17 protein-coding genes are annotated in these 14,450 nt (G+C 71.2%); 6 read left to right on the forward strand and 11 right to left on the reverse strand.

Features of this window, described 5'->3' with window-relative positions; genetic code table 11:
• Window positions 1-46 precede the first annotated feature (46 nt).
• A complete protein-coding gene (locus AABA78_RS28055) occupies window positions 47-451 on the forward strand; it encodes an MmcQ/YjbR family DNA-binding protein (RefSeq protein WP_338267573.1) in 405 nt (134 codons plus the stop codon).
• 6 nt (window positions 452-457) lie between these two features.
• Here the strand turns inward: AABA78_RS28055 and AABA78_RS28060 are convergent, their stop codons facing one another.
• Window positions 458-1,447, reverse strand: coding sequence for an NAD(P)H-quinone oxidoreductase (locus tag AABA78_RS28060; RefSeq protein ID WP_338267574.1), 990 nt, complete (start codon window positions 1,445-1,447; stop codon window positions 458-460).
• Between the two features lie 35 nt (window positions 1,448-1,482).
• Window positions 1,483-2,472, reverse strand: a complete 990-nt coding sequence (locus tag AABA78_RS28065; protein WP_338267575.1) for a magnesium transporter — start codon at window positions 2,470-2,472, stop codon at window positions 1,483-1,485.
• A gap of 64 nt (window positions 2,473-2,536) precedes the next feature.
• Between AABA78_RS28065 and AABA78_RS28070 the strand changes: the two genes are divergently transcribed.
• Together AABA78_RS28070 and AABA78_RS28075 are read left to right on the forward strand one after the other, a co-directional pair.
• Window positions 2,537-2,740, forward strand: a complete 204-nt coding sequence (locus AABA78_RS28070; RefSeq protein ID WP_120526005.1) for a DNA gyrase inhibitor YacG — start codon at window positions 2,537-2,539, stop codon at window positions 2,738-2,740.
• Between the two features lie 150 nt (window positions 2,741-2,890).
• Window positions 2,891-3,961: a lysylphosphatidylglycerol synthase transmembrane domain-containing protein gene (locus AABA78_RS28075; RefSeq protein WP_338267578.1), complete on the forward strand. Its 1,071-nt coding sequence runs from the start codon at window positions 2,891-2,893 to the stop codon at window positions 3,959-3,961.
• 12 nt (window positions 3,962-3,973) lie between these two features.
• Here AABA78_RS28075 and AABA78_RS28080 read toward each other — a convergent pair whose 3' ends face one another.
• Together AABA78_RS28080 and AABA78_RS28085 are read right to left on the reverse strand one after the other, a co-directional pair.
• Window positions 3,974-4,426 carry a hypothetical protein gene (locus AABA78_RS28080; protein WP_338267580.1) on the reverse strand — a complete coding sequence of 151 codons (453 nt, stop codon included), beginning with the start codon at window positions 4,424-4,426 and terminating at the stop codon, window positions 3,974-3,976.
• A gap of 166 nt (window positions 4,427-4,592) precedes the next feature.
• A complete protein-coding gene (locus AABA78_RS28085; RefSeq protein WP_014396286.1) occupies window positions 4,593-4,847 on the reverse strand; it encodes a ribbon-helix-helix domain-containing protein in 255 nt (84 codons plus the stop codon).
• Between the two features lie 363 nt (window positions 4,848-5,210).
• Between AABA78_RS28085 and AABA78_RS28090 the strand changes: the two genes are divergently transcribed.
• Window positions 5,211-5,777: a TMEM165/GDT1 family protein gene (locus AABA78_RS28090; protein WP_171413018.1), complete on the forward strand. Its 567-nt coding sequence runs from the start codon at window positions 5,211-5,213 to the stop codon at window positions 5,775-5,777.
• A 64-nt stretch (window positions 5,778-5,841) separates the two neighbouring features.
• Here AABA78_RS28090 and AABA78_RS28095 read toward each other — a convergent pair whose 3' ends face one another.
• On the reverse strand, window positions 5,842-6,891 hold the full coding sequence (locus AABA78_RS28095) for an NAD(P)-dependent alcohol dehydrogenase (RefSeq protein ID WP_338267584.1): 1,050 nt from the start codon (window positions 6,889-6,891) through the stop codon (window positions 5,842-5,844).
• A gap of 117 nt (window positions 6,892-7,008) precedes the next feature.
• Between AABA78_RS28095 and AABA78_RS28100 the strand changes: the two genes are divergently transcribed.
• Window positions 7,009-7,509 (forward strand): DUF1579 domain-containing protein, encoded by a 501-nt coding sequence (locus AABA78_RS28100; protein WP_338267586.1) that lies wholly within the window; start codon window positions 7,009-7,011, stop codon window positions 7,507-7,509.
• Window positions 7,510-7,601: 92 nt separating this feature from the next.
• Entirely contained in the window at window positions 7,602-7,889 is a 288-nt protein-coding gene (locus AABA78_RS28105; protein ID WP_338267588.1) for a hypothetical protein, read from the forward strand.
• A 28-nt stretch (window positions 7,890-7,917) separates the two neighbouring features.
• Here the strand turns inward: AABA78_RS28105 and AABA78_RS28110 are convergent, their stop codons facing one another.
• The 6 genes from AABA78_RS28110 to AABA78_RS28135 all read right to left on the reverse strand — a co-directional run bounded on the left by AABA78_RS28110 (window position 7,918) and on the right by AABA78_RS28135 (window position 14,328).
• Window positions 7,918-8,496: a class I SAM-dependent methyltransferase gene (locus AABA78_RS28110; protein WP_338267590.1), complete on the reverse strand. Its 579-nt coding sequence runs from the start codon at window positions 8,494-8,496 to the stop codon at window positions 7,918-7,920.
• Between the two features lie 27 nt (window positions 8,497-8,523).
• Window positions 8,524-9,339, reverse strand: a complete 816-nt coding sequence (locus AABA78_RS28115; RefSeq protein WP_338267591.1) for an isocitrate lyase/PEP mutase family protein — start codon at window positions 9,337-9,339, stop codon at window positions 8,524-8,526.
• A gap of 33 nt (window positions 9,340-9,372) precedes the next feature.
• Window positions 9,373-9,894, reverse strand: a complete 522-nt coding sequence (gene ogt, locus AABA78_RS28120; RefSeq protein WP_338267593.1) for a methylated-DNA--[protein]-cysteine S-methyltransferase — start codon at window positions 9,892-9,894, stop codon at window positions 9,373-9,375.
• Window positions 9,887-11,470 carry an AlkA N-terminal domain-containing protein gene (locus tag AABA78_RS28125; RefSeq protein ID WP_338267595.1) on the reverse strand — a complete coding sequence of 528 codons (1,584 nt, stop codon included), beginning with the start codon at window positions 11,468-11,470 and terminating at the stop codon, window positions 9,887-9,889. The genes ogt and AABA78_RS28125 overlap by 8 nt, the downstream gene beginning before the upstream one ends.
• Window positions 11,471-11,560: 90 nt before the next feature.
• Window positions 11,561-11,956, reverse strand: a complete 396-nt coding sequence (locus tag AABA78_RS28130) for a YHYH domain-containing protein (protein WP_338267596.1) — start codon at window positions 11,954-11,956, stop codon at window positions 11,561-11,563.
• Complete coding sequence (locus tag AABA78_RS28135; RefSeq protein ID WP_338267598.1) at window positions 11,953-14,328, reverse strand: hypothetical protein; 2,376 nt, start codon at window positions 14,326-14,328, stop codon at window positions 11,953-11,955. Before AABA78_RS28135 ends, AABA78_RS28130 begins: the two co-directional genes overlap by 4 nt.
• Window positions 14,329-14,450 lie beyond the last annotated feature (122 nt).

Consider the following 14,450-nt stretch of genomic DNA (forward strand, 5'->3'; position numbering starts at 1 on the left):
CGCAATGACTTCGGTGATGCCTGGCGGCAAGGCAGGGAGGAAACGGATGGCGGCGCGGAAGAAGACGGCGGCGAAGCGCAAGGGACGGCTCACGGTGGACGACGTGCGCGAAATGGCGCTGGCGCTCCCGGCGACGGAGGAGCGCCCCTCCTACGGCACGCCGGGTTTCCGGGTGAGCGACACGCTCTTCGCGAGGGTGCTGGATGACGACTCCATCGTCATCCAGGTGGACTTCGACCACCGCGAGGCCCTGCTGCAATCACAGCCAGACGTCTTCCTGGTGACGCCGCACTATCAGGACTGGCCCATGGTCATCGTGCGGCTCACCACCGTGGACCGGCCCTTGCTGCAATCCCTGCTCAAGGAGGCCTGGCGGCGGTGTGCCTCCGCCAAGGTGCTCAAGGCGCAGGAGCCAGCTCCAAAGCCCGCCGCCCGCAAGCGGACCGTGTAGCGGCTTTCAGTCCCAGCGAACGACGATCTTGCCCACCGTGCCGTTGCCCGCCATCCGCTCCAGCCCGGAGCGGAGCTCCGTCATGGGCAGCACCGCATCCACGACGGCCTTCAGCGCGCCGGAGTCGAACAGGGGCAACAGCTGCCGCTCCGCCACCTGCGTGAGCAGCATCTTCTCCTCCGCGGGCCTGCTGCGAAGCACCGTCCCCGTGAGCGTGAGCCGCTTGCGCATCACCAGCCCCAGGTCCAGCTCCGCGCGCGCTCCCGCCACCGAGCCCACCTGCATCAACCGCCCCCGGGGCGCCATCGCCTTCACGGACTCCGGCAGGTAGGCGCCACCCACCAGGTCCAGGCACACGTCCGCGCCGCGGCCTCCCGTCGCGGCCAGCACCGCGTCCGCGAACACCGGCGGGTTGCTCTCACACAGCACCGTGTGGCCCACGCCCCACTCGGAGGCCCGCGCCAGCTTCTGCGCGCTGCGCCCCGTGCCCACCACCCGCACACCCATGGCCTTGCAGAGCAGCGCCGCGGCGGACCCCACGCCGCTCGCCACCGCGTGCACCAGCACCGTCTCCCCGGGCCGCAGGTCCGCCTGGAGCACCAGCGCGTCGTACGCCGTGAGGTACGCCTCCGGCAGCGCCGCCGCGTCCGCGAAGTCCAGGCCCTCCGGCATGCGCAGCACCTCGCGCTCATGCGCCGTGAGCACCTCGCTCCACGCGCCCCCGCCGACGAGCCCCATCACCCGGTCGCCCGGCTGGAACTTGCGCGCACGCGGGCCCACCGCCACCACCTCACCCGCGTACTCCAGGCCCGGCACGTCCTGGGGCGCGTCGGGCGGCGGCGGATAGGCGCCGCGCACCTGGAGCAGGTCCGCCCGGTTGAGCGCGCTGGCCCGCACCCGCACCTGCACGTCGTACGGCCCCGGCACCGGCTCCGGCCGCTCGTCGAACGCGAGGACCTCCGGACCGCCCGGCTTCGTGATGCGCACGACCTTCATGACCCTGCCCCCTTCCGCGAGGAACTCCACCACCGTTACAACAACAACCGCGTCACCAATCCGAAGTACGCCAGCAGCGTCACGTTGTCGGACACCGCCAGCACCAGCGGCGCCGACGCCAGGTGCGGATCCACCTTCAGCCGCTTGAAGAGGAACGGCAGCACCCCGCCCAGGCACGACGCCAGCGTGGCGGACACCGTCACCGCCACGAACAGCGCCAGGGGGAAGCCGAACCCCGGCGAATAGAAGCGCCCCAGGAGCGCCACCACCGTCGCCGCCATCAACCCGGCCAGGCTCGCGGCCAGCACCTCGCGGACCACCACCTTCTTGTCCACCTCGCCGTGGGAGACCATCGACACCGACACCGCCGTCGTCTGCACGCCCAGGCTCTCCGACAACACCAGCACCATGGGGATGAAGGCGCTCACCACCACCAGCTCCGCGACCGTGCGCTCGAACAGCCGCGTCGTGGTGGCCGCCAGGAACCCGCCGGCGATGTTCACGAGCAGCCATGGGAAGCGCTTGAGCGCCATGCGCCCCGGACGCGTCTCCCGCTCCTCGCCCTCGGGGAGGCCCACGAAGCGGTAGACCTCGTCGCGCACGCGGCCCTCCACCTCGTCGAAGAGCGTGTCGGAGAACGCGTCCACGAACTGGTTCATCTCCACCACGCCCACGATGCGCCCGTCCGCGTCCACCACCGGGAACGCCAGGAAGCGGTAGGTAACGAAGAAGTCCTCCACCACCGCGTCGGACGCGTCCACCGGCAGCTTCACCACCCGCGTGAACATCAGCGACGCGATGCGCTCGTCGGGCCCCGCGCGGATCAGCTTGCGGATGGGCACCACGCCCACCAGGCGGCCGTCCGGGTCGCACGCGTAGCAGTAGAAGACCTCCCCCGTGCCGGGGTGGGCGCGCAGCTTCTCCAGCGCCTGGGCGACCGTGTCCTCCACGCCCACGGCGGTGAAGTCCCGGGACAGCCGGTCGCCTTGCAGCAGCGTGTGAGCGGTGTCCGAGGGGGTCTGCACGTGCCGGGGCACGAAACGTCCTGGCCCGCCGGAGCGTCAAGGCTTATCTAGGAGTCCATCCACCATGCCACTCGCGCCGTGTCCCATCTGTCAGAAGCCCGTGCCGCCGCGCCCGGAAAACACCTCCCAACCCTTCTGCTCCCGCCGCTGCCGCGCCGTGGACCTGGGCCGCTGGCTGGGCGAGGAGTACCGCGTGCCCGACCGTCAGGCCGAGCAGCAGGAGGACGAGCTACCCTCCGACGGCGAGACGCGCCGCCACGACGCCTGAGCCCGCGTCCGGTGCCGGAGAGTTCCCGGCCCGCTCGGGCGACAGGGCAGGGGAGCGGGCCGCTGGAGGGCCCACGCCCATGCGCCCCGGAGGGCAGGGGCCAGGCGTCCCGCTGGAGTCGCGGAAAGAGTGACGCTATACCCGCCTGCCGTGAAACGCGCCGTCAACCTCATCGCCAGCCTGCTCGTCACCGTTGCCTTCATGTGGTGGGCCTTCCGGGACACGGACGTGTCCACGCAGATCGCCAGCCTCAAGGCGGCCAACTACGCGTGGCTCCTGCCGTACTTCCTGTGCCTCGCCGGCATCCACGTCTTCCGCACGCTGCGCTGGGGCGCGTTGCTGTCGGGCCTGGAGCACGTCCCGTTCCGCAAGCTGAACGAGGCGTCCGGCATCGGCTTCATGATGCTGCTGGTGCTGCCGTTCCGCCTGGGTGAGTTCGCCCGGCCCTTCCTCATCGCCCAGCGCAGCTCCATCCGGCGCAGCGCGGCCATGACGTCCGTGGTGCTGGAGCGCATCACGGACGGCCTCTTCGTCGCGGCCCTGTTCCGCGTGCTGCTCTTCTTCATCCCCACGGAGACCCCCGAGGTCCGGTACGTGAAGCTGGGCTCGTGGCTGATGTTCGCCATCTTCGGCGGCGGCCTGGTGTTCCTGCTGCTGGGCCTGTGGCAGCAGGAGCGCACGGTGCGGCTGGTGCGCGCCACCGTGGGCCGCTTCTCCCCGGGCGTCGCGGACAAGGTGGCGGACATCGTGGACACCTTCGTGGGGGCCATGCGCCAGCTGCCCGACCGCAAGCACGTCGCCCTCTTCTTCCTCTACACGTTCGTCTACTGGGGGCTGAACGGTCTGGGCATGGCGCTGCTCGCGCGCGCGTTCGACTGCTCCGGCGCGGCGCCGGGCGTCGCCTGCGAGCCCATGAACCTGTCGCTGTTCCAGTCCTACATCGTGATGTGCGTGCTGGTGGTGGGCGTGATGATCCCCGCCGCGCCCGGGATGATGGGCACCTTCCAGGCCGCGACCAAGGTGGGCCTGGGGCTGTTCCTGCCCGCCGCGATGGTGAACGCGCACGGGCTCGCGTACGCGAACGTGCTGTGGCTTTGCCAGACGGTGCAGCAGATCGCCTTCGGCCTCATCCTGCTGTCCATCAGCCACATGTCCTTCCGCGAACTGGCGGGGAACATGAAGAAGGGCGACGACACCTCGGCCACCCGCTCGGCGGCCTGAGGCGTTGCCTGGCTAGGGCGTAGGCTGCCCCCCGTCGGCAGCCTGCGAGGCCTGCTGCGGGCGGACGCCCTTGCGCACCTGGTCGGTGACGGCGGCCGGGTCCACGCTGCCCTTGAAGGTGCCGAAGGGCGTCTCGATGCGCTCCTCGTGCCGGCCGTCGGTGCCCGGCGGGCCGCACCAGGCCTTGTCCTGATGCTTGAGGGACGCCACGGGCGTGTGCACCGAGGTGCGTGTCTCGGTGGTGGACTTGGCCACGAGCACGTGGTTGCGCATGAGCACGCAGTGGTCCTCGTCGAAGTACCAGGCCGACGAGCCGTCCGGGAACTCCTGGGCCCGCGCCGGCCCCTTGCCCATGGTGTCCGCCACCTGGGCGGCCGTCATGCCGGGGTAGAGCTTCTCGAAGCGGGGGGTGGCGCAGCCGGTGGCGGCCAGCGCGAGGAGGGCGGTCAGCAGTGCGGAACGCATCAGGGCGCGGCTCCGGAAGAGGGGAGGCGTGCGACCCTAGCGTGCTCCCCCGCGGCGGCTCCAGGGAGGCCCCGGAGGCAGCGGGGAGAGGACTACAGTTCCTGCTCCAGCCAGCGCCGCAGCCGTTCACGCAGCGACAGCGCACGGCGGCGGGGCAGGAGGCCGCTCACGACTCGCCTTCCGTCTTGGCGGGCATGCGGCCGTACTTCGACAGCAGGTCCTCCACGGCCTCGCGCAGGTACTCGCTCTGGTGGATGCGGGTGCGCCGCGCCAGCTCGCGCAGCTTGTGCACCTGCTCCTCGGGGACGAGGACGTGGGTGGAGACGATGTCGGCCTCGGGGCTTCGGACCTCACCGGGTTCCACCGCGGACGGGGACGACGGAGCGTCGGGGCTCAGCGGGCTGGCGCTTCCATCCTGCATCGGGCTTCCTCCAGGAATGCTGCTACAGGCCGCTACCGACCTGGCGTGGGCATTAGGGGGCCGGCCTCTCGTGTCGTCAAAAAAAGGAACACGCGACGCGCCGGGTTGACTTGGTACCCGGTGCGCTGTTACTCGCGCATCCACGTAAGGGGAGTAGTTCCCGCCCGGCATCGAGGGGCGGAGGGGCGCTCGACACACTGGCTGGTGACAGCCCGGGCCCCCATCTCGCGAAGCGCGGGACGAACGAGACCTTCGGACAGGGATTCAATGCTCCCTGGCCGAGGTCCGTCGTGCGCGCTCCTCCCTGACGCGCTCCACCCGACGCCCTCCGTGCCAGGACTGGGATGGAGTGTCATCGTGTCGTTGGAAGCCATCGTGGGTTCATTCGTCCTCGTCGCCGCCAGTGAGATGGGCGACAAGACGCAGCTGCTGGCGTTCTCGCTGGCGTCCAGGTTCCGCAAGCCGTGGGTGGTGCTGGGTGGCATCTTCGTGGCCACCGTGGCCAACCACGCGCTCGCGTCGTCGGTGGGCACGTGGGTGTCCACGCATGTCCCCGCGCGGGTGATGGCGCTGATCCTGGCGGTGCTGTTCCTGGGCTTCGGCCTGTGGACGCTCAAGCCGGACACGCTGGACGAGGACGGCGGCAAGCCCCCGCGCTTCGGCGCCTTCCTCACCACGGTGGCGCTCTTCTTCATGGCGGAGATGGGGGACAAGACGCAGCTGGCCACCATGGCGGTGGCCGCGCGCTACCAGGCCCCGGTGCTGGTGACGCTGGGCACCACCGCGGGGATGCTGGTGTCGGACGGCCTGGCGGTGTTCCTGGGCGACCGGCTGTCCGGGCGGGTGAACATGAAGTACGTGCGCTGGGTGACGGCCGCGCTCTTCTTCCTGTTCGGCTTCGTGTCGCTCTGGACGGCCTGGCGCGGCTGACGGAAGCGCGAAGCAGGCCCCGGCGCGCGCGGACGCCGGGGCTTCACCGGAGCCTGGGAGGCGGCTACTTCGCCTTCAGGCTCGCCGTGTCGATGACGAAGCGGTAGCGCACGTCGTTCTTGAGCATGCGCTCGTAGGCCTCGTTGATCTTCTGGATGGGGATGACCTCCACGTCGGAGGCGACCTGGTGCTTCGCGCAGAAGTCGAGCATCTCCTGCGTCTCCCGGATGCCGCCAATCATCGAGCCGCCCAGCTTGAGCCGGCGGGGGATGAGCGAGAAGGCCGCCAGGGGCGTCGGCGTCTCCGGCGCGCCGACGATGATCATCGTGCCGTCCGTCTTCAGCAGGCTCAGGTACGCGTTGTAGTCGTGCTGCGCGGAGACGGTGTCGAGCACGAAGTCGAAGGACCGCCGCAGCGTCTTGAACGTCTGTTTGTCGGACGTGGCGGCGAAGTGCGCGGCGCCCAGGGCGAGCGCGTCATCGCGCTTGGACGGCGAGGTGCTGAGCACCGTCACCTCCGCGCCCAGCGCCTTGCCCAGCTTCACGGCCATGTGGCCCAGGCCGCCCAGGCCCACGACGGCCAGCTTGCTGCCCGCCTTCACGCCGTAGTAGCGCAGGGGCGAGTACGTGGTGATGCCCGCGCACAGGAGCGGCGCGGCGCGGTCCAGGGGGATGCCCTCCGGGATGCGCAGCACGTACTTCGCGTCCACGGTGATGTGGGTGGAGTAGCCGCCGTAGGTGGGCTGCCCCTCGTAGTCGCGGCCGTTGTAGGTGTTCACCGAGCCGCGCTCGCAGTACTGCTCCTCGCCCTTGAGGCACTGGGGGCACTCGCGGCAGGAGTCCACGAAGCAGCCCACGCCCACGGCGTCCCCCACCTTGAACGCGGTGACGGCGCTGCCCACCTTCGACACCTTCCCGACGATCTCGTGGCCCGGCACCATCGGGAAGAGGGCGCCGCCCCACTCGTCGCGGGCCTGGTGGATGTCGGAGTGGCACACGCCGCAGTACTGGATGTCGATGAGCACGTCCTGGGGGCGCGGCTCGCGGCGCTCCAGGGTGAAGGGGCCGAGCGCGGCCTTCGCGCTGGGGGCGGCATAGGCGGAAGTGGTGGGCAAGGGTGGCTCCTGAAGGGAAGCGAGGCGAGGGCGTCAATGTACCGACGCGGGCGCGTGCGTGCCGGAGAAAGCAAAAGTGTGGACCTGCCTGGGAGCCGTCCGGGAGACTGCCCGCCCATGAGCCAGGAACGCCTGCAGCAATCCCTGTCCGCCGGTCCCCATCACCTCCTCTCCCAGCTGGTTGGCGCATGGGAGGGCGTGGCGCGCACGTGGTTCGAGCCCGACAAGGTGGCGGACGAGTCGCCCATCACCGGCAGCTTCCAGAGCGTGCTCGACGGGCGCTTCGTGGTGCACCAGTACACGTCCGCGATGGGGGACACGCCGCTGACCGGGATCGCGACGCTGGGCTACCACCTGGACGGGCGGCACTTCACCATGTCGTGGGTGGACACCTTCCACGTCGGCACGGACATCATGACGCTGCAGGGAGAGGCCGGGGTGGGTGACCGCATCTCCGTGCTCGGCAGCTACCGCACGGGGGACGACTCTCCCCGCTGGGGCTGGCGCGTGGACATCCAGGTGACCGGCCCGGATGCGCTGGTCGTCACGCACTTCAATATCGAGCCCGGAGCGGCGCCGCAGAAGGCCATTGAAATCCAGTACAAGCGCCGGGACTGACGGGGCGGGGCAGCGTTTGGAGTGAGCCGGGTGGCTGATGTATCAACGCCCGGCGCCGTGCGTTCCGCCGGCGCTCCATTGGAGTCCTCCCCATGCACCTGAAGTCAGTCATCGTCAGCCTCGCGTTCGGTTCACTCCTCGCCGCCTGTGGCGGGGTGGAGGCGGAAGACGGGATGGCGGACCCCACGCCGTCCCTCGCCACCTCCGAGCAGGGCCTCTGTGAGGGGTACGATGCCGGCGCGAGGCGCTGTTCCGTACGGTGCACGGCCAACGGCCCCTGGTACCTGTACGAGCCCGGGATCCTCTACTACGGCGAGTGCCAGGCCCATGGCACGTCGTACTGTGGCCGCACGCCGTCCGCGACGTGCTGGAGCTTCTGAGCCCCCTGGGGCCCGCGCCTGACGTGCTTCAGCCCTGACTGTCATTGACGGGGCGCCGTGCCAGAACGCGCGCCTCGTGACGGCCGGCGTCCGTCCAGCCCTCGGTGAGTGAGAGGGATTGGAGCCCCTGGAGCAGGGTGGGCAGCTCGCCGTCGTCCAGGAGGAAGCGCGCGGACGGGTGCGGATGGCGTTGCAGGTTGCTCCGGGTGGGCTGGGCGAAGACGAACAGCCCACCGGGTGCGAGCAGCCGCGGCACGGCGGTGAAGAGCGGCCGCCAGAGGTAGTTCAAGCACACGACGAGGTCGAACGGACCGGGAGGCAGCGCTCCGGCCTCCAGGTCCAGGCGCAGGCACGTGAGGGAGACGCCCGCGTCGCGCGCCAGGACTTCCGCCTGTGCCAGCGCCACGTCGGAGATGTCCACCAGGGTCACGTCCAGCCCGCGTCGCGCGAGCCAGCACGCGTCCTGGCCCGGCCCACCGGCCAGGTCGAGCGCCCGGCCTTCCCGGGGCAGCCGGTCCGCGAGCGAGCGGAGGAAGTCGGATGGCTCCCGCGGCAGGGCGGCCTGCTGGTAGCGGTCGTTCCAGCGCTGACGATCCTCCTGGGACATGGCTCGGTTCCCTCCGGGGCGGTGTGGCTACTTCCGGCTCATCAGCCCGTTGAGGGACGGATAGCTGGCGGCGGCTTCGAACAGGCTCGCGGAGTGTCCCTCGCGGAGGAACGTGGAGGCGAGCGCTCCCGCCCGACCGAAGATGGACTCCGCGATGGCGGAGCCGGCGCTGAGGCGCTTCACGCCCATCCGCCGCAGCTCCGCCGGAGCGGGCAGGTCCGGCCGCGCGAGCACGTTCACGGGCAGCGGGGTGCCCCGGGTGATGGCCTGGATGTCCGCCGCGTCCGCGATGCCCGCGACGAAGAGGCCATCCGCGCCGGCCTGCTGGTAGCGGGCGGCACGGGCCAGCGTCTCCTCCACGCGGCGCTCGGGCGGCACGAGCTTGCGCAGGTAGACGTCCGTGCGCGCGTTGACGAAGACGTCGACACCCAGGCGCGCGCCGGCCTGCTTCACGCGCTCAATCTTCGCGGCGAGCAGCTCCGGAGGCCCGTTGCCGTCCTCCAGGTTGCAGCCCACGGCGCCCTCGGACAGGAGGCGGGCCACGTTCTCACCGGCGGTGGCCGGGTCATCGGAGTAGCCCCCTTCGGCGTCCACGGTGAGGGGCACGCGGATGACGCTGGCGATGGCGCGCACCGTGGCGACGAGCACGTCCACGGGCAGCGCGTTGCCGTCCGGGAAGCCCAGGGCCCAGGCGACGCCCGCGCTGGTCGTGGCGATGGCGGGGGCGCCCAGGCTCTCGAAGAGGCGGGCGCTGCCGGCGTCCCAGGCATTCGGCAGGAGCAGCAGTTCAGGTCCCTGGTGCAGCGCGCGGAAGGAAGCGGCGGTGTCTGGACGGGAGGTCATGCGAGGGTGCTCCAGTGAGGGGTTGAGAGGGATTCAGGCGTGGGTCTGCTCATGATTCAGCAGCCAGCGTTTGCGTTCCAGCCCTCCGGCATAGCCGGTGAGTGAGGCATTGGAGCCAATGACGCGGTGGCAGGGGACGACGATGCCCACGGGATTGGCGCCGTTGGCCATGCCCACGGCGCGAATGGCCTTGGGGCGCCCGATGCGTTCCGCGAGCCGGCCATAGGTGGTGGTCGTGCCCGCCGGAATCTCCCGGAGGGCACGCCAGACCTCGCGCTGGAAGGGCGTTCCGGCGGTCTCCACGGGGAGCGAGGCGATGGCGGACAGGTCTCCGCGCAGATAGGCCTGGAGCGCGGAGGTCCGTCCGGACGGATCGCGTGCGGGCTCCAGGACGCAGCCGCCCTCGCCGTAGTGCAGGCGCAGCAGCCGGTGCATGCGGGCCTCGTAGCCCTCCCAGTCCAGCGCGCGCAGGCGGCCATCCTCATCACAGACAAGGAGCGCCACGCCGGTGGGGGTGGGCGTGGAATCAATGAAGAAGCGCAGGCGGTCAGGCATGGGCGTTCCGGCGGGAAGGCGCGGTGGAGGGGGGCGCGTCGGTGCGTGAGGAGCGTGCCCGGGTTCTGGCCGGAGCAGGCGGGGCCCGCCTGGGCTCGCGGCCCTGGAGGGCCACCGAGGTCCAGAGGTGCTGAGCGGCGTACGCGCGCCACGGGCTCCAGGCTTCGGCGCGTCGCAGGAGCGCTTCGGGCGTGGGTCGCGGGCCCCCGGGCTCCGTGGCGGCGCGAAGCAGGGCCACGTCGGAGGCGGGAAAGGCATCCGTTTCGCGCACGGCGCGGAGGGCGATGTACTGGGCGGTCCACTCGCCGATTCCGGGCAGGCGCGTGAAGCGGGCCACGGTGTCCGCGAGCGACGGGCCGGGCTGGAACAGCGTGGGGTCCGCCACGGCCGCCGCGGCGAGCTGGGAGAGCGCCCGGGCCCGAGCGGCCGGCATGCCCATGCCGGTGAGGTCCGCGGAGGCGAGGGCTTCGGGACGGGGGAAGGCGCGCAGGAGGCGGGCATCGCCGGTGAGCGCCGGGTCCAGGCTTTCCCCCTGCGTGTCCAGGAGCCGCTGCCCCAGCTGCCGCGCGGCGGCGGTCGTCACCTGCTGGCCCAGGATGGCGCGGACCGCCAGCTCGAAGCCGTCCCAGCCGCCCGGAGCGCGAAGGCCGGGCCGAGCGGCGAGCAGGGGCGCGAGCAGGGCATCCGCCGACAGGTGCGCGCGGATGGCCTCCACGTCCGCGCCCACGTCGAAGACGCGCCGGACCTGGGCGACGACGGAGGGCAGCATCCGCACGTCACTGACGCGCAGCGTGGCCCGCAGGCCGTCGAGCCCCGGAGCGGGGGACACTTCCACAGAGCCCTGGCCCCACGCATTGGTGAAGGCACGCAAATAGCGGCCCGGCTCGACGTGCTCCAGGCCGGTGAGCGCGCGGGCCGCCAGCCAGGCCACCAGCGCGTCCCAGTCGTAGGGGGGGCGGTACGGGATGAGGAGCGTCACCACGGGGACGGCGGACGCCACGGGAGCCGTCCGGGCCCGGCGCATGACGCCCGGAGGACGGCCGTAGAGCGAATGGAAGACGGCGTTGAAGCGCCGCACGCTGCCGAAGCCGGACGCGAGGGCGACCTCGGCCATGGACAGGGAGGATTCGTGGATGAGCTGGCGCGCGAAGAGCACGCGGCGCGTCTGGGCCACCGCGACCGGGGAGGCGCCCAGGTGCTGCTGGAACAGCCGCCGCAGTTGCCGGTCCCCGACGCCGAGCCGGCCCGCCAGGACGTCCACGCTGGCGTCCTCGGCGTCGAGCAGGCCGTCCGCGATGAGGGCCAGGGCGCGCGAGACGGTGACGGAGGTGCCGCGCCAGGGCGCCAGGGAAGGGGAGGTCTCCGGTCGGCAGCGGAGGCACGGCCGGAAGCCGGCCTCCTGGGCGGCGGCGGCGGTGGGGTAGAAGGTGCAGTTCTCGAAGCGGGGCGCGCGGGCCGGGCAGATGGGGCGGCAGTAGATGCGCGTCGTCTTCACGGCGGTGAAGAACCGCCCGTCGAAGCGGGAGTCCCGCGTCGTCAGGGCGCGGTAGCAGGCGGCGGGGTCCAGGCCGTTCATGGGGGAAACGTCCCACGGCGGGCCTTGGATGTCTGGCCGTTTTCGGACGTGGACGTTCCGCTCCTGGAAGCGCGCCTGTCGGCGGCTCGCCTACCACCTCAGCGTCAGGGCGGTCGTCCCCCCAGGGTCAAGCGTCGCGGTCGTTTCGTGACGGCCCAGCGCGGCGTGCTCCAGCAGGACCCGGACCTTCGTTCCGTCGACGCGGACCGCGGGCGTCGGGGACATGCCCACGAACGCGCCATTGATCCACACGCGGGCGCGCGGAATGGCGATGACCTGGAGGCGCGTGGGCGTTTCCGCCACGGGAGGCGCGCTCCATCCTCTTGAACCACCGCCGCCGCCACCGTGACAGTGATAGCCACCCGTGGCCCGTTCGTTGTGACAGCCGGAGCTGTTGGTCCTTCCGGGATGCGCCCACGCGAGGTGCGAGCACACCAGCCCCGCGACGATACCCAGCCCCAGCGCCACCTTCCTGACGCGTCTCATGGCTCCACCCGTCCAATCTGTGCTTCGACCAGCGTGTCGCCTTGCCATCCCAGCAGGGCCGCGTGCCGGCCCAGACGCACCGGGACATGGGCCACGCCCTTGCCGGAGCGCACGAGGTCCTTCGCGGAGAACTCCTGGCCCGTGAAGCGCTTCACGGCCTCTTGCAGTGCCATGGGTGACAGCCCCTGCTGCCCATGCTCTGGGGTGGTGACGTAGAGGCCACGGGTCGTGCCCTGTCCGACGAACAGGTACGTGATCGTTCCGGTGGGCGCGTCCACCACGCGAAAAACGTCGGAGCGTTGCATCTCCAGTCCGGAGGGACCGAGCAGCACCTGGGCGACCTCTACGGGCTCGTTGAGCGCGAAGCGGTTGCGCAGCAGCGCCTCCCTGCGTTCAAGGAGCGCGGCCCGAGCAGCCGTCACCTCGGCATCACTTCCGAGCACGGAGAGCAGGACGCGCGCGTCCTCGTCCGCGCTTCGAAGCTCGCGCAGCGAGGCACCGAGTCCTCCCGCGTGGGTCATGGCCCGTTCCATCCGGGTGAGCTCCGCGCCTCGGAACGAGGCGAGCGCCGCTCGGGCCGTTTCGCCCGTATCGATGGCGACCGCATCGTGGAGGGCCGAGGCGCGGCAGCGCACATCGCGGGCAGGGCATGCGTGCTCCTGAAGCAGATGGGCCCGGGTGAGCAGCGGCTCGGGACGTTCGGAGGCGAGCGTCCGGGCCCGGATGCGTGACAGGACCTGGATGGCCTCGGCCAGGTCTCCCTTCTCCAGCGCGGCCTTGCCCTTCGCGATGCGGAGGTCCTCCAGCGTCGCGCGAAGCGCGTCCATGACGGATGGGAGAGCACGCTCGGAGGACAGGGCCGCCAGCTCCGCCTCCACGGGGTCCTCCTCGCCACGTTCCATCGCGGAGCGTGCCCAGGCCTCGCGCAGCTTCACGCGCTCGGCATCCAAAGGCCCGGTGCCCTTTCCGGAGCCCGTGTAGTGGCGGACCAGCGCCACGGCGTCGCGATTGTCCATGCCCTGGATGCGCGCGAGCACGAACGCATTCCTTGCTTCGATGTATTCGGGACTGGATTCCCCCTCGGCCTCCAGCAGGTCGGCATGCAGCTCGGCCTCGCGGAGCTGGCCCGCGGCCGTCAGGCGGACCAGTTCCGAGGCCGAAGGACGGATGAAGAGGAAGCACCCCGCGAGGACGAGCGCGCAGAGCCCCGTCAGCCCGATGCCGATGCGGTCGTGCCACCGCGCGGGAGAAGTCGCGCCGCCCGCACGCCGGCGCCGCAGCCCGGTCGCGGCCCACCACCAGGTCCCCGGCCAGAATCCCAGGATCGCGAGCATGGCGAGCCCGCTCCGGTCAGGGTCTTCGTAGAAGGCATGTCGCCCGATGAAGGCGGAGACCAGGAAGGGCAGGGCGAAGAAGCCCGCCATGGCCACGCCCATCAGGGCCCCGACACGCCGGTGGAAGGCGGACGCGTCGCGGGCCTTGGTAGGCTGGAGGTCGCGTCCCAGCAGGTGGATGAAGCCCGGCCTGCCCGCGAATTCAAAACAGACAGTGGCGGACGGGGCTTCAAAGACATCCAGTGTCTGGGAAAGGATCTTCCCGCGCAGCGGTTCGAACCCGGGCTCCAGCGAGGAGCGAACCGCGAGGAAGCCCGCGGAACGGGCCTCCTCCTCCAGCGCGGAGTCGGGCAGGGGACCCGGATGTTCCATGGATGCGAGGGCGCGTGCCCCTGGCCATTGGAGTGCCCGTTTCGAATCCTCCAGCAGGCCCTTGTGCGCGGAGAGGGCCTTCGCATCCGGCCACGCACGGACCTGGGTGTGTTCGACGGTCGCGACCTTCAGCCACCGGCGCAGGGTTCCCGAGCCCCGGCAGGGGCGGCAGCCCACCATGCCCTTCGTGCAGCGAACGCACTTCCTCGTGCCGTTTCCCCGGCACTCCGAACAGTTCACCATCCGGTAGCTCTTGCGCGCCCGGCTCATCCGCCGGCCGGATCCGCCGCAGCCGGAGCAGCTCGCGCGCAGGGAGCCACGGCAGGTGGGGCACGTCACCTGTCCTGCGCCGTGACAGTCCCTGCACGCGGCGAGGTGCGACGACTGCTCCGCCAGGGCCTCCGGAGACGCGCTCCAGAGGTCCAGCGTGTCGAGCGAGACCGGGGGCGTGGAGCGGGAGTGCCGGGCCGTGTTCGCGCCGCCCGCGTAGGCCTCCTCCGCCCAGGTGCCGGTGCGGACGGCGTACCGGGTGACGAGCCGCCCATAGCGGAGCACGGACGTGTCGACCCGGGTGATGAGGTCCGCGAAACCAAGGGGGCCCAGCCGCCAGCGCGCCCAGCGGACGGCCGCGGCCCGGGCCTTCGAGTCGGTTCCCTCGTCCAGCATCGTGCGGACTCCCCCCGGAGCGTGGGTGCTGCGCGTCGGGACAGAGGGAATCCGACCGCGCCGGGAGGGGACTGCCAATCCCCCGAACGGGGGAGGGAGAGACGGGCGAACTGGAACAAAAA

Origin of the sequence: Corallococcus caeni, assembly GCF_036245865.1 — a bacterium.
Taxonomy (GTDB): domain Bacteria; phylum Myxococcota; class Myxococcia; order Myxococcales; family Myxococcaceae; genus Corallococcus; species Corallococcus caeni.